The sequence below is a fragment of the Rhizobium sp. SG570 genome (assembly GCF_012275345.1).
Taxonomy (GTDB): Bacteria; Pseudomonadota; Alphaproteobacteria; order Rhizobiales; family Rhizobiaceae; genus Rhizobium; species Rhizobium lusitanum.
This window is the reverse complement of sequence record NZ_JAAZQI010000003.1, coordinates 359,675-376,552: the sequence shown is the minus strand read 5'-3', so window position 1 is coordinate 376,552 and position 16,878 is coordinate 359,675. Positions and strand designations below refer to the sequence as shown.

Here is a 16,878-nt window from a genome sequence, read left to right as displayed (position 1 = left end):
AATCGCCACGGCATCGCTGACGGCTTGTTTCAAGATATTCTCCTTCATCGACGCCTCTCAACGCACGTGCGGATCTCTGTCCCGCCGCAGCCGGGACGCGACGATGACATCGCCGTCGGGCGCCAGGAGATCGTGTTTCTCGGCGAAGGCGGCAAATAGGCCGCGCACGGTCTCAGCTTCAATTTCACCTCGTAGTGCCGCATCGCAGGCCTTGAGCGCGATTGAATGCGCGGGGTCTCTAGAAGAGGCCGGCCATTCCATGAGATGTCGATAAGCTTCCGTCACCGAACGAATCTCGGCCGGAAAGCCGAGGCCGACAAGAATAGAAACGGGCTCTTGGAACATATCGGGTTTCATCATGCTCTCCTTCCCAACCCAGATGTTGATGGGCGCCGTCATGACGGCGCCCTTGCTCAACAGAATGCGGATTAAGCTGCCTTCTGCGCGTCGATCTGTGCGGGTGCAGTCGATGTCGAAGCGGGCGCGGCTTCAATGGAGATTCTCCGCGGCTTGAGCGCCTCCGGGATCTCGCGAACAAGGTTGATCGAAAGCAGACCGTTCTTCAGATCGGCTCCGCTCACGCTAACATGGTCGGCAAGCTCAAACCGGTGTTCAAACGGCCGGCCGTCGATGCCGCGATGCAGGTAGCCCTCACCAGGGGTCTCCTCCTTCTTGCCCGTCACGGTTAGAAGGTTGGACTGGAAGGTGATGTCGAGATCGTCTTGAGCAAAGCCCGCCACCGCGATCGTAATTCGGTAACTGTCGTCTCCGGTCTTGATGATGTCATAGGGTGGCCAATCGCTGATCGAACGACCGCGTTGGGCATTTTCCAGAAGATCGAAGACCCGATCGAAGCCGACGCTCGAGCGGAACAGGGGTGCATAGTTATAAGTCGTTGCCATAGCCATATCCTCCTTGAAGCAACATGGATACGGAAGCGCCGAAAGACAGCGCTCCCAGCATGACCAGCCCTTTTCTCAGCGGCTGGCGGCAATCGATTTGGTTTTTCGGATTTTTGAGTTCAAGAGCCTCGTCTGAAAATTTTTTCTTGCTTGTATATTCCTTGGCGACTGAGCTCTTTGGGCCTCCATAACGTCCGGATTTGGATGGAGACCCTCGAGCCTCAATGCAGCTTGAACTCGCCTTCAACGCGGCGCCATTCGCTGGGTCCGATCAGACGCTGATGGGTGTAGCGCACTGAATGCAGCGGCCCGTCAAGGTTCGCCTGCCAGTAGTTGAGGAACTTCTGCATCTCAGGGAAATCGGGAGCCAAATCATAGTCCTGCCAGACATAAGTCTGAAGGACGGATTCGAAATCGGGAATGCGGTAGAGGATATGCGCGGTGGTAAGGCCATAACCGTTGAGCTGACGCTCCAGATCCGATGAAAATCGCATGCTTCATCTCCGTTTCGTAACAATCTGAAGGTGGCGTAAATTTTTGCATCCATCAATGATTTTTTGAACGCTCGAGGCCAGGTTGTTGTTCCTTTCCAGTGTGTTAGCAGCCATTCCTGAAGAGTGCTAATTTTTTTATTTTGACCTCTTGAAATCGAAAATCCGACAAACCAGATCATTTCGCGCAAGACGCTCGATCGAGGTTTTGCGCCCGCCCGGACTGGTCATCCGGTCCGGCCGGGGAACAACGTCATCATTGTTTGTCCATTGGAGGAAAACATGTCGTTCCGACCGCTTCATGATCGCATTCTTGTCCGCCGGGTTGAATCCGAAGAGAAAACCAAAGGCGGCATCATCATTCCCGATACCGCCAAGGAAAAACCGCAGGAAGGCGAGGTCATCGCTGTCGGCCCCGGTGCGCGCAATGATGCCGGCCAGTTGCAGGCACTCGACGTCAAGGCCGGCGATCGCATCCTGTTCGGCAAATGGTCGGGCACAGAGATCAAGATCAACGGCGAAGACCTTCTGATCATGAAAGAAAGCGATGTCATGGGCGTCATCGAGGCCCAGGCAACGCAGAAGCAGGCCGCTTAAGGCGCTTCCAATCACCAGTCGAACTTGCTGCCTAGTAAAGGAGTGAACAGAATGGCTGCGAAAGACGTAAAATTCAACACCGATGCCCGTGACCGCATGCTGCGGGGGGTCGATGTACTCGCCAACGCCGTCAAGGTGACGCTCGGTCCCAAAGGCCGAAACGTGGTTATCGACAAGTCCTTCGGCGCACCGCGTATTACCAAGGACGGCGTCACTGTCGCCAAGGAAATCGAGCTCGAAGACAAGTTCGAGAATATGGGCGCACAGATGCTGCGCGAAGTCGCGTCAAAGACCAACGACATTGCCGGCGACGGCACCACGACCGCAACAGTTCTTGCCCAGGCGATCGTCAGGGAAGGCGCCAAGGCGGTGGCGTCGGGCATGAACCCGATGGACCTGAAACGCGGCATCGATTTGGCTGTCGACGCAATCGTCAAGGAATTGAAGACCAACGCCCGCAAGATTTCCAACAATTCCGAGATTGCCCAGGTCGGCACCATCTCGGCCAATGGCGACGAGGAAATCGGCCGCTATCTCGCGGAAGCGATGGAAAAGGTCGGCAACGAGGGCGTCATCACGGTTGAAGAAGCCAAGACCGCCGAAACCGAACTCGAAGTCGTCGAAGGCATGCAGTTCGACCGTGGCTATCTATCACCCTACTTCGTCACCAACCAGGACAGGATGCGGGTCGAGTTTGAGGATCCCTATATCCTGATCCACGAGAAGAAGCTCTCGAACCTCCAGTCCATGCTGCCGGTGCTCGAGGCCGTGGTCCAGTCCGGCAAGCCGCTCCTCATCATCGCTGAAGACGTCGAAGGCGAAGCTCTTGCAACGCTCGTCGTCAACAAGCTGCGTGGCGGCCTGAAGATCGCTGCCGTCAAGGCTCCTGGTTTCGGCGATCGCCGCAAGGCCATGCTTGAAGACATCGCCATCCTCACGGGCGGTACTGTCATCTCCGAAGATCTTGGCATCAAGCTGGAGAACGTGACGCTGACCATGCTTGGCCGAGCCAAAAAGGTAGCGATCGAGAAGGAGAATACGACGATCATAGATGGCGTCGGCTCCAAGGCCGAGATCGACGGCCGCGTTGCGCAGATCCGCGCGCAGATCGAGGAAACCACCTCCGATTATGACCGCGAGAAACTGCAGGAACGCCTTGCCAAGCTCGCCGGCGGTGTCGCCGTCATCCGTGTCGGTGGCTCGACGGAAGTCGAGGTCAAGGAAAAGAAGGACCGCGTCGACGACGCGTTGCATGCCACCCGCGCGGCCGTCGAGGAAGGCATCCTACCCGGCGGCGGCGTGGCGCTGCTGCGGGCCGTCAAGGCACTCGACAATCTCAGTACGGCCAACCAGGATCAGCGTGTCGGCGTCGAGATCGTTCGCCGCGCAATCGAAGCGCCGGTGCGCCAGATTGCCGAAAATGCCGGCGCCGAAGGCTCGGTGATCGTCGGCAAGCTGCGCGAGAAGACGGAATTCTCCTACGGCTGGAACGCCCAGACGGGTGAATACGGCGATCTCTACGCCCAGGGCGTCATCGATCCTGCCAAGGTCGTGCGCACGGCACTTCAGGATGCGGCATCTGTCGCCGGCCTCCTCGTAACAACGGAAGCCATGATCGCCGAGAAACCTAAGAAGGAAGCCGCTCCGGCGATCCCCGCCGGTGCCGGCATGGACTTCTAAGAGTGATACGCTTAGCCCGCCCCATCAAGGGGCGGGCCACTTTCGGAGGGGAAGATGAATTCAACGCAACTGTTGTCGCGGGAGGATGCCCGGCTTTGCGCAGGCGTCGTAAGGGAGGTTTCCAGTGCGAGGGGTATCTCGAAAGATCCAGTCGCTGTAGGCAAGCTGACAGTGGCGGTTGCCAGGCTTTATCACAGTGGTCTCCGTAGCCGAGAGGAACTTCTGTCGGCTGCGATGCAGATGGCTGATCTCCAGTCCAGCGCAGCAACAAGTGTTGGAAGCAAGGAGCAAGACGTTCAATATCCCGGCAAGTAGACCCAGTGTGATCAAAAATATCTTTGGGGTCGATTTTCTGGCAGGAGGCGAACCAGTAACGATTAGCTTAAGATCCTGCTAGGGCAATAAGTATGATGCCGATCGGAAGCGGATGTGCTAGCGTGCTTTAGAGCGTCATTCCAAGGTTTGCATTGACGGCGCTCCTGCCGAGTGATGATTCGCTACGCGAGTTTTCGGCCCATGAGGGCCATTTTCATGTCCAAAGAACCGATTGCCCATTTCGAGGCAGCGAGTACGCTTGCCGTCGTGGTTTCATCAAACGAGCCGTTGCTGTTCCTGTCTGCAGACCAGAAGGTCATTGCGGCGAGCACATCGTTCTGCCGAACCTTCGAGATCGATCCTGCGACAATTCCCGGCAGGGCGCTGAGTGAGCTTGGAAACGGCGAATGGGCGATGCCCAAGCTCACTTCTCTTCTGAAGGCGACGGCAGCCGGAAGTGCGAGGATCGAGGCCTACGAAATTGACCTTATGCGGCCAAACCAGAAGACACGCCAACTGGTCGTCAATGCGCAAATCCTTGACGACGGCAACAAGGACCATATCCGGCTGCTGGTGGCCCTCTCCGACGTGACCGACGCGCGCGCCCAAGCAAAACTGAAAGATGACCTCGTCCGGGACAAAGCCATCCTGATACAGGAAGTTCAGCATCGCGTCGCAAATAGCCTTCAGATCATTGCGAGCGTCCTTATGCAGAGTGCACGTCGGGTGCAGTCGGAGGAAGCGCGCGGACATCTTCACAACGCCCATCACCGAGTGATGTCGATTGCGGCCGTTCAGCGACAACTCTCGACATCGAGCGGCGGCAATGTCGAACTTCGTAGCTATTTCACCCAGCTTTGCGAGAGCCTCGGCGCATCGATGATTGCTGACGAGAGCCGGTTCTCGATATCGGTGACGGTGGATGACAGCGCCGTCGAAGCGGACGTCTCCGTCAGCCTGGGGCTTATCGTGACCGAATTGGTGATCAACGCTCTCAAACACGCCTTTATTGACCAGCAGACGGGAAGGATCGCGATCGACTATCGCTCGACCGGCAGCGACTGGACACTTTCGGTAGCTGACGATGGCGTAGGCATGCCCACTGGCAGCGTTGCTGCCAAGGCTGGACTAGGCACAGGCATCGTCGAGGCCCTCGCCCGGAACCTACAGGGTGAGATTAAGTTGAACGACGCAAGCCCAGGAACCGCAGTGATCATAAGTCATCGCGGGGATGCCGACCGTCGAACCAGAATCCCAGCGGCCGCATAGGAACTGACCTTTCACCGAAACGTTATCAACTGAGTCCAGGGTTCCCGGCTCACACAAAACCGAGTGACATATGTTTAATGGCAAGGCGGTCATCCTAGTGGTCGAAGACAGCGCGCTAATTCGAATGGGCGCCATCGACCTGGTCCGATCCGCCGGCTACGAGGCGCTCGAGGCAAGCAACGCCGACGAGGCAATTCGCATTCTGGAATCGAGGGCCGATATCGACCTCGTCTTCACCGACGTGGAAATGCCCGGAACGATGGACGGCATCAAGCTCTCCCACTACATCCGTAGCCGATGGCCGCCGGTAAAATTGATCGTTGCTTCCGGCAGGGCCATCCTCAAAGAGAGCAGCCTTCCTGAGGGAAGCCAATTCTTCTCGAAGCCTTACGGCGATCACGCCATCGCAAACGCAATGGCCACGATGCTTTTGGGAAACTGATCTCGAACGTCTGCGCGAGCAAAGGCGTGCGGAGTCTCATCGCACGCCAGCTTGATATTTACCCCACGCGACGTCGCGGCTCTCGTTCGGACGAGAAAATTTGCGAGGGTACTTTAACCCGAGGCCGATAACTTTACGGCGCTTTCTCAACAACACACACAGCTTTCCTCAATAGCAGGTTGGTTAGCGGACTTAGCGTTGCTTTAAAGAAACTGTGTAAGGATGCAGGCCCGTTTCCTATACCGGCAATCTGATGAAGTTTCGAAGAAAACAAAAAATATTGCGTGGCTTCGCGAGTTCTGCAGTAAGCCATACCAGCGCATTTGCTCCGGCAATATTTGCGACGACTATTGCAGTATTCGTCGTCTGTGTCGCAACGAACTGGAGGCTGGAACGATCGGTAGCCGACGAACGCTCAATTGTTGCCGGTGAGCTTGCCACCATATCATCTCGGCTTCAGACGAACCTCAATGGCAACGTGAAACTGTTGCAAGGCCTGGCGGCCGGTATCACAGTCAATCCGGCGATGGACCAAAGCGCTTTCTCCAAACTCGCCGCGGAGATTTTGCAGCCGGATTCACAATTGCGAAGCTTCGCCGCAGCCCCCGGCATGGTGGTCAAGTGGGTTTATCCAGAAAAGGGAAACGAAAAAGCGATCGGACTCGACTATCGAACGAACGAAAAGCAACGGGATAGCGCAATGCTGGCGCGCAACACCCACAATATCGTTTTGACGGGCCCTGTGGAGCTCGTGCAGGGCGGAACGGCTTTCGTGGTCAGGTGCCCGGTCTATATCAATGACAGAACAAGCCAGATCTTCTGGGGTCTTGTTTCTGGAATCGTAGACATACCAAGGCTCTACCAAGATAGTGGCCTTGAATCGACCGACCTTGAGATTGCCGTCAGCGCCGTAGCGGAACCGAAGTTGGCCAAACAAGTTTTTCTCGGCGACCTGGAAACTTTTTCGAAGAATCCGGTCGTGGCATCCGTTGATATGACTTATGGCCGATGGACCCTTGTCGCAGTGCCTAAGGGCGGATGGGGCCAAAACAGCGGCATGGCCACTTTTGAGCTCTATGCTTGCCTGTTGTCTTTGTGTGTCGTTGCGCCAATTGTTTGGGTAGGCTTTCTGACCAAATCACGCCAAAGAACCATTGAAAAACTTCGCCTTCACAAGAAAAAGCTCGTTCGAGCGCGGCAAAGGCTCGAATACCTGTCGTTGCATGACGCACTAACGGGGCTTCCCAATCGCCGATTTATTGATCAGATGATCTCGCAATCGCCGAGGCCCGATCCAGAAGATTGTCTGATACTGATTCATATCGATCTGGATCGATTTAAGGAGATCAACGATACGAAAGGGCATGCCGGAGGTGATACGGTCTTGCAGGCAGTGGCTTCGCGCCTTGTCAATTTGGCCGGCCCAAACGACGTAGCGGCTCGGATCGGTGGAGATGAGTTCATCTTCGCAACCTGGAGCGCCGATCCCGCGCCTAAGGCAAACGAATTGGCCCAACAGATTGTCGATACACTCAAGCAGCCCATATTCGTTGATGGCTCGGAGTGTGTGGTCGGCGCAAGCGTCGGCGTCGCCTGGGAAACTGAATATGCTCGTAGGCAGGACCTGAGCCAATTGCTTTTGAATGCCGATTTGGCTCTGTACGAGGCGAAGAATGTGGGCCGCGGTCGCGCGGCCATTTTCACCGAGGCGCTTCGTAGCGCCGCAATCCGTTCGAAGGAATTGGCGGATGAATTCAATCATGCGCTCGATCGCGACGAACTGGTTGCATTTTTCCAGCCGCAGTTCAATGCAAGCACATTGGATATCGCCGGCGTCGAGACACTTGCGCGCTGGGATCACCCGCGAAACGGTCTGCTCGCCCCGGATAAATTTCTCGCTGTCGCGGAAAATTTGGGACGTTCCGGCGACATGGATAGGCTAATCCTGCAGAAGGCTCTGTTCGAGCTTACAAGATGGGACAGCCTGGGAATGCGCATCCCGCGTGTTTCGGTCAATATTTCTGCGCGTCGGCTGGTGGAGGCAAATCTGCTTGCCGAGCTATCCGAACTTCCCTTCGCGAAAGGTCGCCTATGTTTCGAGCTGCTGGAGACAATCTCCTTCGATGATCTTCAGCCCGTTCTCAATCACATAGTTCCAGCTCTCAAAGAGCTTGGAATTGAAATCGAGATTGATGATTTCGGCACCGGGCATGCCAGCATCATAAGCTTACTTAGGCTCGAGCCGCGAAGGCTTAAAATCGACCGGGAAATTATCAAACCGATTGTCGCGTCTCCATCTCAACGCCGTCTGGTCTCCTCGATTATCGAAATCGGCCGGTCGCAGAACATCGACATCGTTGCCGAGGGTGTGGAAACAATGGAGCACGTGAAGATCCTGAGAGATCTTGGTTGCCACTTACTGCAGGGATACGCTCTGGCACGACCAATGAGCTCAAAGCAGTTGATCGAATTTTGCCGCCCGAAGGATAAAGAACTTTCAGAGGTGGGATAAAGGCTAGGCTCTGCTTCCTCGCCCCCGGAATTGACCGTAGCCACAAACGGCTTGGTCAACCAAATTGTGAATCTCCGCGACCTCATCGCTCGGTTCGAGCTTCAGCCAGCAGAGGCGCCGCAAAGGTCTCGCGCAACGCCTTGTCGAGCGGATCAAAAGCCACAATCGGCGCTCTCGAGCGGAGTCGAACCAGCGGCAACGGATTTTGTACGCCGGACTGCGAGTCAACTTCCGTGACAACGCATTCCACATCTACCCTCCGCTGATGTTACCGCACCGCCCTTCCCTTAGACGTAACGTCGATTGAATCGGGAAAGCAGAAGAAGGCCTTTCTGCATCAGAATAAATGCAAACAGCAATAAGCCGATCAAAATCTTCGTCCACCAGCTGGAAAGCGATCCGTCGAAGGTGATGTAAGTCTGAATCAGGCCCTGTATCAGGATTCCGATGAGGGTTCCTGCAACGAACCCCGCGCCTCCCGTCAACAGTGTTCCGCCTATGACCACGGCCGCGATAGCGTCTAGCTCAACACCGACCGTGGCAAGCGAATATCCTGCTGATGTATAGATAGAAAAAACGATTCCGGACAGACCGGCGAGAAAGCCGGACAAGGCGTATATCAGGATGGTCGTGCGGCCAACCGGAACACCCATGAGTTCGGCCGTCTGCACGCCGCCGCCCATAGCATAGACGTTGGCGCCGAAGCGCGTGCGATGCGCGAGAACAATGCCGCCGGCAAAGACGAGCAGCATGACGCCGCCGATCAAGGTCAATCGACCGCCGCCCGGCATCAGCCAATAGAGATCGCTGAGCCGCGAATAGAAATCATGCTCGATCGGGATGCTGTCGATGGAGATCACGAAGGCAATTCCGCGCGCCAGAAACATGCCGGCCAGCGTTACGATGAAGGGCGGCATGCTGAGATAGTGGATGATGGCGCCCATGCCGGCGCCGAAGACCGTAGTGATCAGCAACACGAGAGCAAAAGCCAACAGCGGATGGATCGAGGTGTCCCGCAGGATGATCGCCAGGAAAACGCCGGTAAAGGCGATGACCGAACCGATCGACAGGTCGATGCCGCCCGAAATGATCACGAATGTCATGCCGACCGCGGCAATCCCCAGGAAGGCGTTGTCGGTCAACAGGTTGCCGGCCACCCGCGTCGACAGCATGTTGGGGTACTCCGCCACGCAACCCGCATAGGCCAGGATGAAGATGACGATGGTCGCGAGCAGTGGAAGATATTTCGAATTCACTTCGCCTGCTCCTTATGGACCATCTGTCCCTCGCCTCGGCGCCGCTGGAAGAACGCGGTGGCGGACTGCAGGGCAGGAGACTGGATGACCAAAATGACGATAACGATGATTGCCTTGATGACCAGATTGAACTCCGGTGGAAAACCGGACAGAAGGATGCCTGTATTGACCGACTGAATAATCATCGCCCCAATCAACGAACCGACAATGCTGAAGCGACCGCCAAGCAGCGAGTTGCCGCCGACGACCACGGCGAGGATCGCATCCAGCTCGAGCCACAAACCGGCATTGTTGGCATCCGCGCCCTTGATGTCGGCCGAAACGATGATACCGGCGATGGAAGCACAAAGGCCGCTCAGCGCATAGACGGCGATCAGCAGCACCGGCGTCTGGATGCCGGAGAGCGTGCTTGCCCGGCGATTGATGCCGATCGCTTCGACCAGCATGCCAAGCGCCGTGCGCCTGACCAACAGGATGACGACAAGCGCCGCGAGCACCCAGATTACCACGGGCATGGGCAACGCGGCAAAGGCGCCGCTGCCTAGGAAGATCAGCCCGTCATTGTTGAAGGTGAGGATCATGCCCTCGGTAATCAATTGCGCTATGCCGCGGCCAGCCACCATCAGCACCAGTGTTGCAATGATCGGCTGGATATCGAGCACAGCCACGAGAAAGCCATTCCAGAGGCCGCACGCCAAACCCACGCCGATCGTCAGCAACAGGGTATAGGCAAGCGAATAGCCTGCAACGATTGAAGCTGCGGCTACCGCGCCGCAAATCGCGATGACCGCACCGACCGAAAGATCAATCCCCTTGGTGGCAATGACCAACGTCATGCCGATGGATAGCAGCGCGACAGGCGCACCGCGATTCAGCACGTCGATCACGCTCCCGTAGAGTCTGCCATTTTGAATTTCCAGATGAAAAAACTGCGGGAACATAATGAAATTCAACAGAAGAATGACCGCCAGCGCAATAAGCTGCGGCATCAAGCGAAACAGGGATGCCTTAATTTGCGAGATCATGCGTCCTCACGGGTATTTTGAGTGGTGGCAATGGCCTCGACGATATTTCCGGCGGTTATCTCGCTGCCGGTCAACTCGGCAATGTGCTCGCGATCCCGCAGGACGATGACGCGCGAGCTATAGGCGACAAGTTCCTCCAGTTCGGATGAAATGACCACCAGCGACATGCCTTGCTGGCAAAGATCTTCGATGAGGCGGATGATTTCCGCATGCGCGCCGACGTCGATGCCGCGCGTCGGTTCATCAAGGATCAGGAAGCTTGGGTTGGTCGCCAACCACCGCGCAAGGATCGCCTTCTGCTGATTGCCACCCGACAGAAGCCTGATCGGCTTCTCACGGTCGGTCGTGCGGATATCCAGTGCCTTGATGTAGCGATCGGCGATGGCGTTCTGTTCGCTGCGCGCCAGAGGCCTCGCCCAGCCACGACGCGCTTGCAGGGCCATGACGATGTTTTCGCGGATGGAAAGATCGCCGATGATGCCGTCTGTCTTGCGGTCCTCCGGGCAAAAGCCGAAACCGTTCTTGATGGCGGCGCGCGGACTGGAAAGCGTAACGCTGTTGCCTTCGACCGTCGCCTCGCCGCTGTCTGATCGTTCGACGCCGAAGAGTACCTCGGCGGTCTCGGTGCGGCCAGACCCGAGCAGACCGGCGATGCCGACCACTTCGCCGCCACGCACCTCCATATCGAAGGGCTTGATTTTGCCGCGCTTGCCGAAATTCGCGAAGCGATACTTTACCGGCCCGCTTTCGTTGGTGACCTGCTTTGCGGCGCTCTCCGCCTGCGCAAGCTCACGGCCGAGCATCATGGCAATCAGGGTTTGCCGTGAAAGTCCTTCCGCATTCCGCGTGCCGACCAGGCGGCCGTTGCGGAGAACGGTGATTCGATCGCAGATTTCATAAACCTGCTCGAGAAAATGCGTAATAAAAACAATCCCTAAGCCACGTTGCTTCAGCCGCCTGACGATGCCGAACAGCATGGCGACCTCTTGCGTATCGAGGCTTGCGGTCGGTTCGTCCAGGATCAAGACCTTGCCGGAGAGATCGACGGCACGGGCGATCGCGATCACCTGCTGGATGGCGACCGAGAACCGGTCGAGCTGACGGCCAACGTCGATATCTATGCCGTATTGCGCCAGCAGATCCCTGGCCATGCCGTTCATGACGCGGTTGCTGACCAAGCCGAAGCGCCTCGGCTGGCGACCGAGAAACAGATTCTCCGCCACACTCAGGTTCGGGAGCAGGTTCACCTCCTGGTAGACCGTTCCAATACCGAGCTTCTGGGCTGCGAGCGTATCATGCGGATCAATCTCAGTGCCATCGAGAACCAAAGTGCCTGCATCTCGGCGATAGGCGCCGGTCATGCATTTGATCAAGGTCGATTTTCCCGCTCCGTTTTCACCGAGCAGCGCATGGACTTCTCCGCGCATCAAAGTGAAATCGACATGATCGAGGGCGGTCGAGCCTGGGAAATATTTGCAAAAGCCTGTCGCTGTCAGAAGTCGCTCGACGTCGTGAGCCATGAAGCGTGAATGTCCTTGGGTTGAGCCAATATTCGAAAGCGATAGCCGGCGCATACAGATGATGCGCCGGCATTCGATGTAAGAGACTGCATCGGCTGAATTGTTCGCCCGGTGCGGTCGCCCCTCGTCTCAGTAGCCGAGGCCTTTCTTCTGCTCATAGACCTTCTGCGGATCGTCAGCCTGCGTGTAGAGCTTGGACTCGGTCTGGATCCACTTTGGCGGCTCCTTCTTGTTTTTCAGATAGGCATCGAGCGCATCGAAGGCCGGACCAGCCATGTTCGGTGTCAGCTCCACCGTCGCGTTCGCCTCGCCGGCGGCCATCGCCTTGAAGAGATCCGGAACCGAGTCGACGGAGACAGTCAGGATATCCTTGCCCGGCTTAAGGCCTGCTTCCTTGATCGCCTGGATGGCGCCGACGGCCATGTCGTCGTTGTGGGCGTAGAGGGCGCAGATGTCCTTGCCGCCGTTTTCAGCCTTCAGGAAGCTTTCCATGACTTCCTTGCCCTTGGAGCGGGTGAAATCGCCCGTCTGGCTGCGAACGATCTTCAGGTTGTCGTGACCCTTGATGGCTTCCTCGAAGCCCTTCTTGCGGGCGATGGCCGGCGAGGAGCCAGTCGTGCCCTCCAGCTCGACGATATTGCACTTCTTGTCGCCGACCGTCTTGACGAGCCAGTCGCCGGCAACCTTACCCTCATGAACCAAGTCGGACGTGACAGCGGTCAGATAAAGGTCCTTCGGCGCGTTGACCGTACGGTCGAGCAGAATAACCGGAATCTTGGCTTCCTTGGCTTCCTTCAGCACGGCATCCCAACCCGTTTCGACGACTGGCGCCAGCAAGATTGCGTCAACGCCCTGTGCGATGAAGGAACGGATTGCCTTGATCTGGTTTTCCTGCTTCTGCTGCGCATCGGCAAACTTGAGATCAATGCCGCGCTTTGTGGCTTCCTGCTTGGTCAAGGTCGTTTCAGCGGCACGCCAACCGGACTCCGAACCGATTTGCGAGAAGCCGACGACCAGCTGCTTTGCAGATGCGGCTGTGAACATGCAGGTAGCAAGAATCGTGGCACTGATCAGTGCAGTCTTCAACTTCATGATATCCTCCCAAAGGCCCATCTTCTCAGGCCCGCAGTCAAAAAATCATATAGTAATACTTTTGTAAATCAGTATTCGATGATGCGATGCAACAAAAAGATGTGTCATGCGGACGGCATGGTAACAGTCACCAAGGGTCGATGTGAAGGTGTAATGAACGGGCATGGCCAGTTTCGCGCGTGATCCGCTTTAGTGAACGGGGCGTCCGACCGTGCCGTCGCCTTTCAGTGTTTAAAGCGCCCTCGTCAACATTTGCTAACCCATCCGGCGCAGGAGCTTTGAACTGGCTCGGGGTTCACTCGATCGAAATGGGTCAAGAAAACACAAGACTTAACAGCGTGACGAGAGGAGAGGAAATTGGCTAAGGCGCTTGCGCTCCTATTTTCCCTCTGGCCTACTCTCGCGCAGTGCATCGCTGAGTTCAATCCGCGCAGTGCCTATTAGCTGCTCCATGGCGATGCGAGCAGCATCCGGCCTTCGCATTCGGATCGCATCCAGCACGTCCTGATGCCGCGCAATCGCATATTCATGCGACTGGCTGGCGCGGTTGGTCAGTCGGAAACTCGCGAGCAGCGCGGCCCGGATGGCAGTCGCGAATTGGCGAAAGACCCAATTTCCACTGGCATTGATGATCGCGGTATGAAACTCGAGGTCTGCCTGGCTCCATGCTTCATTGTCGCGTGCGTTTGCGGCTACCATGTCCTCGAAAGCCTCAGCAATCTGTGCCAATTGCTTTGCCGTGGCATTCGCAGCGGCTTGCGCTGCCGCAGCCGGCTCCAGCAGCTGTCGAGCATCGAGCAATGATTCATAAAAGCTACGATCATTGCTGAGCTCCAGCGTCGCATCCAGAACCAGCGGATCCAGATAGTTCCAGTTCTCACGAGGCAGAACATTGGTCCCAGCGCGCGTGCGCGACCGGACCATTCCCAATGCCGACAGATACTGCATGGCTTCCCGCAGGCTGGTGCGGCTGACACCATACACCTCGGAAAGCTCCGCCTCATTGGGAAGCAGGGAACCTTCGACAATATCTCCGGAGACGATCTGTCCAATCAGTTTCTTCAGCAACTCCTCCCGCACGCTACGCCTTCCCTGTGCAGGTGGCGTATCAACATGCGTCGCTCGCGGAGATCCAAAACGCGTACTCTTCACCTGCACTCCCTTCCGCTGGCCCGACCAAGATCATGAGCGGTGCCACGCTCCGGCATCAATGCGCAATTGCAAGGTCTGCGGACTTCTCCCAAGGAATCTGATCGTTCGTCACAATCGAGCACCACGCCCAGCGGCCGACGACCGCAAATTATCGAGAAGGACGGCAATCAGAAGAATGCAGCCACGCACCAGATATTGATAGAAAGCCTGAATGTTGAGCAGGTTCATGACGTTTTCGGCGATACCCATGATGAGGACCCCAACGATCACGCCGGTCATCGCCGCCCTGCCCCCCGCGAGCGACACGCCACCGAGCACGCAAGCCGAGATGACCGAAAGCTCAAGCCCGGTTGCGGCATTCGGCTGGCCCGATGTGATGCGTGAGGCAAGCAGAATGCCGGCAATGGCACACACAAGGCCCTGCAATGCGAAGATCCAGATGCGCACGTTGACGACATTGACGCCGGCAAGGCGCGAGGCCTCGGGATTGCCGCCGATCGCCAGCGTATTCTTGCCGAAGACGGTGCGGTTCAAAGCGAAACCAAAGATGACGAAGAGGACGACCATAATCCAAATCGGCGTCGGCACCGTCAGAAAGCGTGAGAGAGCCAGTTGATAGAAGGCCGGATCGTTGATGCCGACTGCCCGCCCATCGGAAGCGATCAGCGCCAGCCCACGGACGATCTGCATAGTGGCGAGCGTCGTGATCAGCGCGTTGATGCGGAACTTGGCGATAACAACTCCGTTGACGACGCCGACAATGCTGCCACAGATCAGTGCTGCGACGAGGCCGAGCGGGATCGAGCCGGTCGAGTTCGATACCATGACGGCAATCATGCCCGAGAAGGCGACGGTAGAACCGACGGACAAATCGAAGTCACGCGACGCCAGGCAAAACATCATCGTGCACGCGACGATGCCAATCGTCACCACCGACTGCAGCAGACCGAGCATATTGCGCTCCGTCAGGAAGCTCGGAACGAACATCGAGACGATCACAAAGGCGATGGCGAAGATCACCACGAGGCCCTGTTCGCCGAGAAGGATTTTTTTCAACGAGTTCATCGTTATAATTCCTGAATTAAATTGTGCCGGCGGCATTCTTATCGGGGAGGGCGGCAGTCAGAATTCTGCGCTCATCGAAATCGGCGCGCGCGACATCGGCCGCGGCGCGGCCCTGGCACATGACGATGATGCGATCGGAAATACCCATGACTTCGGGAAGCTCGCTCGAAATGACGACGATCGCCATTCCGCCGGCCGCCAGCTCATAAAGAATCTCATAGATCTCCGATTTGGCGCCGACATCGATGCCGCGGGTCGGCTCATCGATCACCAGCACCTTGATGCCCTGCTCCGAAAGCCAGCGGCCGAGGATGACCTTTTGCTGATTGCCGCCCGAAAGATTGATGATGTCCTGCTTGCGGGACGGCGTGCGAACCTTGAGCTTGGCGATGAACTGATCGGCGACGGAGGCTTCCTTCTTCGGGTTCAATATCCCGAAGGGAGAGAAATGTCGCCTCGACGAGATCGTGACGTTCTCTTCGATCGACCGACCCTGGATGATGCCGTCGAACTTGCGGTCTTCCGGGCACAGAACCATGCCTGCATTGATCGCCGCCTTCGGATTGCCGGGCGAAACGGTATCGCCGTCAATAGTGACGGTACCCTGATGGCGATGATCGGCACCGTATAGAAGCCGCGCCATCTCGCTTCGCCCCGCGCCGATCAGCCCAAAGAAACCGAGGATCTCCCCCTTGCGGACAGAAAAGCTGATCGGATTGCGTAATTTTGAACCGGACAGAGTCTTGACGTCGAGGCGGATATCGCCACGCGGCCGTTCGCGCCAGCCCCAGATATTGGTGATTTCGCGGCCAACCATTTCGGCGATGATTTGCTCACGTGTCGTCTCGCCGATATCGGGATGATGAGCGGCAAGTTTGCCGTCGCGCAGGACAGTCAGGCTGTCGCAAAGCCGGAAAATCTCGTCCAGGCGGTGCGAAACGTAAAGGATGACCGCGCCCCTCGCCTTCAGCCTGTCGATCAGGGAAAACAGAATTTCGCTTTCGCGCGACGACAGCGACGACGTCGGCTCATCCAACGCGATTACCCGGGCATCCAGCATCACCGCCTTGGCGATCTCGACCATCTGGCGGGCGCCGATCGAAAGCGCGGAAACCTTGGCGGAAGGATCGACATCGATGCCGATCTCGTCGAGCTTGGCGCGAACGGTTTGGATCAGCGTCTTGCTGTCGATCACCCCGGCCTTGCTCGGAAAGCGCCCGAGCCAGAGATTCTCGGCAACGGTGAGCTCCGGAACCAGCTGAAGCTCCTGATGGATGACGATGACGCCCGCATGGAACGCATCGCGGGTCGACCCGTACCTCTGTTCCTCGCCGCCAATGAGAATGCTACCCTGATCCGCGGCCTGATCGCCGGACAAAATACGGATCAGCGTGGATTTGCCGGCTCCGTTCTCGCCCATCAATCCGTGGATCGCCCCCTTCTCCACGTCGAAGGAGACGCTGGAAAGCGCCTGGACACCGGGGTAACCTTTGGAAATATTGTTGAATTCGAGGAAGGCCATCATCGCTCCATCGGGGAAGAACCCGGCGGTGTTGATGA

The 16,878-nt window shown here is 57.1% G+C and carries 16 protein-coding genes; 6 read left to right on the top strand and 10 right to left on the bottom strand.

Annotation, left to right across the window (positions count from 1 at the left end; translation table 11 throughout):
- Positions 1 to 57: 57 nt before the first annotated feature.
- The 3 genes from FHT28_RS09075 to FHT28_RS09065 form a co-directional block, all read right to left on the bottom strand.
- Positions 58 to 357 carry a DUF982 domain-containing protein gene (locus FHT28_RS09075; protein ID WP_047555928.1) on the bottom strand — a complete coding sequence of 100 codons (300 nt, stop codon included), beginning with the start codon at positions 355 to 357 and terminating at the stop codon, positions 58 to 60.
- A gap of 71 nt (positions 358 to 428) precedes the next feature.
- Complete coding sequence (locus FHT28_RS09070) at positions 429 to 902, bottom strand: Hsp20 family protein (RefSeq protein ID WP_047555755.1); 474 nt, start codon at positions 900 to 902, stop codon at positions 429 to 431.
- Between the two features lie 221 nt (positions 903 to 1,123).
- Complete coding sequence (locus FHT28_RS09065; protein WP_037190967.1) at positions 1,124 to 1,396, bottom strand: usg protein; 273 nt, start codon at positions 1,394 to 1,396, stop codon at positions 1,124 to 1,126.
- 279 nt (positions 1,397 to 1,675) lie between these two features.
- On the opposite strand from FHT28_RS09065, the gene groES reads away from it, so the two are divergent.
- From groES to FHT28_RS09035, 6 genes are all read left to right on the top strand, one after another.
- Positions 1,676 to 1,990, top strand: coding sequence for a co-chaperone GroES (gene groES / locus FHT28_RS09060; RefSeq protein WP_037190968.1), 315 nt, complete (start codon positions 1,676 to 1,678; stop codon positions 1,988 to 1,990).
- A 51-nt stretch (positions 1,991 to 2,041) separates the two neighbouring features.
- The gene (groL, locus tag FHT28_RS09055; RefSeq protein ID WP_168596029.1) at positions 2,042 to 3,670 is read left to right on the top strand and encodes a chaperonin GroEL; all 1,629 of its coding nucleotides are present in this window, start codon (positions 2,042 to 2,044) and stop codon (positions 3,668 to 3,670) included.
- A 54-nt stretch (positions 3,671 to 3,724) separates the two neighbouring features.
- Complete coding sequence (locus FHT28_RS09050) at positions 3,725 to 3,985, top strand: hypothetical protein (protein WP_112442832.1); 261 nt, start codon at positions 3,725 to 3,727, stop codon at positions 3,983 to 3,985.
- Between the two features lie 216 nt (positions 3,986 to 4,201).
- The gene (locus FHT28_RS09045; protein WP_112442851.1) at positions 4,202 to 5,254 is read left to right on the top strand and encodes a histidine kinase dimerization/phosphoacceptor domain -containing protein; all 1,053 of its coding nucleotides are present in this window, start codon (positions 4,202 to 4,204) and stop codon (positions 5,252 to 5,254) included.
- Positions 5,255 to 5,324: 70 nt separating this feature from the next.
- The gene (locus tag FHT28_RS09040; protein ID WP_092575401.1) at positions 5,325 to 5,696 is read left to right on the top strand and encodes a response regulator; all 372 of its coding nucleotides are present in this window, start codon (positions 5,325 to 5,327) and stop codon (positions 5,694 to 5,696) included.
- A gap of 253 nt (positions 5,697 to 5,949) precedes the next feature.
- Positions 5,950 to 8,208 (top strand): EAL domain-containing protein, encoded by a 2,259-nt coding sequence (locus FHT28_RS09035; protein ID WP_168596028.1) that lies wholly within the window; start codon positions 5,950 to 5,952, stop codon positions 8,206 to 8,208.
- 287 nt (positions 8,209 to 8,495) lie between these two features.
- Here the strand turns inward: FHT28_RS09035 and yjfF are convergent, their stop codons facing one another.
- From yjfF to araG, 7 genes are all read right to left on the bottom strand, one after another.
- Entirely contained in the window at positions 8,496 to 9,464 is a 969-nt protein-coding gene (yjfF, locus tag FHT28_RS09030; RefSeq protein ID WP_168596027.1) for a galactofuranose ABC transporter, permease protein YjfF, read from the bottom strand.
- Positions 9,461 to 10,489 (bottom strand): ABC transporter permease, encoded by a 1,029-nt coding sequence (locus FHT28_RS09025; protein WP_037190980.1) that lies wholly within the window; start codon positions 10,487 to 10,489, stop codon positions 9,461 to 9,463. The genes yjfF and FHT28_RS09025 overlap by 4 nt, the downstream gene beginning before the upstream one ends.
- The gene (ytfR, locus tag FHT28_RS09020) at positions 10,486 to 12,009 is read right to left on the bottom strand and encodes a galactofuranose ABC transporter, ATP-binding protein YtfR (protein WP_092575392.1); all 1,524 of its coding nucleotides are present in this window, start codon (positions 12,007 to 12,009) and stop codon (positions 10,486 to 10,488) included. The genes FHT28_RS09025 and ytfR overlap by 4 nt, the downstream gene beginning before the upstream one ends.
- A gap of 129 nt (positions 12,010 to 12,138) precedes the next feature.
- Positions 12,139 to 13,101 (bottom strand): galactofuranose ABC transporter, galactofuranose-binding protein YtfQ, encoded by a 963-nt coding sequence (gene ytfQ / locus FHT28_RS09015; protein ID WP_047555919.1) that lies wholly within the window; start codon positions 13,099 to 13,101, stop codon positions 12,139 to 12,141.
- 378 nt (positions 13,102 to 13,479) lie between these two features.
- Positions 13,480 to 14,181 (bottom strand): FadR/GntR family transcriptional regulator, encoded by a 702-nt coding sequence (locus FHT28_RS09010; protein WP_245297565.1) that lies wholly within the window; start codon positions 14,179 to 14,181, stop codon positions 13,480 to 13,482.
- A 180-nt stretch (positions 14,182 to 14,361) separates the two neighbouring features.
- Positions 14,362 to 15,318 (bottom strand): L-arabinose ABC transporter permease AraH, encoded by a 957-nt coding sequence (gene araH / locus FHT28_RS09005; protein WP_168596026.1) that lies wholly within the window; start codon positions 15,316 to 15,318, stop codon positions 14,362 to 14,364.
- Positions 15,319 to 15,334: 16 nt separating this feature from the next.
- A complete protein-coding gene (gene araG / locus FHT28_RS09000; protein ID WP_168596121.1) occupies positions 15,335 to 16,840 on the bottom strand; it encodes an L-arabinose ABC transporter ATP-binding protein AraG in 1,506 nt (501 codons plus the stop codon).
- Positions 16,841 to 16,878 lie beyond the last annotated feature (38 nt).

Bases quoted from the DNA above. Each gene is read 5' to 3' on its own strand.
- FHT28_RS09025 (WP_037190980.1), bottom strand. From the start codon at position 10,489: ATGATCTCGCAAATTAAGGCATCCCTGTTTCGCTTGATGCCGCAGCTT.
- araG (WP_168596121.1), bottom strand. From the start codon at position 16,840: ATGGCCTTCCTCGAATTCAACAATATTTCCAAAGGTTACCCCGGTGTC.
- FHT28_RS09045 (WP_112442851.1), top strand. From the start codon at position 4,202: ATGTCCAAAGAACCGATTGCCCATTTCGAGGCAGCGAGTACGCTTGCC.
- groL (WP_168596029.1), top strand. From the start codon at position 2,042: ATGGCTGCGAAAGACGTAAAATTCAACACCGATGCCCGTGACCGCATG.
- ytfQ (WP_047555919.1), bottom strand. From the start codon at position 13,101: ATGAAGTTGAAGACTGCACTGATCAGTGCCACGATTCTTGCTACCTGC.
- groES (WP_037190968.1), top strand. From the start codon at position 1,676: ATGTCGTTCCGACCGCTTCATGATCGCATTCTTGTCCGCCGGGTTGAA.
- FHT28_RS09070 (WP_047555755.1), bottom strand. From the start codon at position 902: ATGGCAACGACTTATAACTATGCACCCCTGTTCCGCTCGAGCGTCGGC.
- araH (WP_168596026.1), bottom strand. From the start codon at position 15,318: ATGAACTCGTTGAAAAAAATCCTTCTCGGCGAACAGGGCCTCGTGGTG.
- FHT28_RS09035 (WP_168596028.1), top strand. From the start codon at position 5,950: ATGAAGTTTCGAAGAAAACAAAAAATATTGCGTGGCTTCGCGAGTTCT.
- FHT28_RS09075 (WP_047555928.1), bottom strand. From the start codon at position 357: ATGAAACCCGATATGTTCCAAGAGCCCGTTTCTATTCTTGTCGGCCTC.
- FHT28_RS09050 (WP_112442832.1), top strand. From the start codon at position 3,725: ATGAATTCAACGCAACTGTTGTCGCGGGAGGATGCCCGGCTTTGCGCA.
- ytfR (WP_092575392.1), bottom strand. From the start codon at position 12,009: ATGGCTCACGACGTCGAGCGACTTCTGACAGCGACAGGCTTTTGCAAA.
- FHT28_RS09040 (WP_092575401.1), top strand. From the start codon at position 5,325: ATGTTTAATGGCAAGGCGGTCATCCTAGTGGTCGAAGACAGCGCGCTA.
- FHT28_RS09065 (WP_037190967.1), bottom strand. From the start codon at position 1,396: ATGCGATTTTCATCGGATCTGGAGCGTCAGCTCAACGGTTATGGCCTT.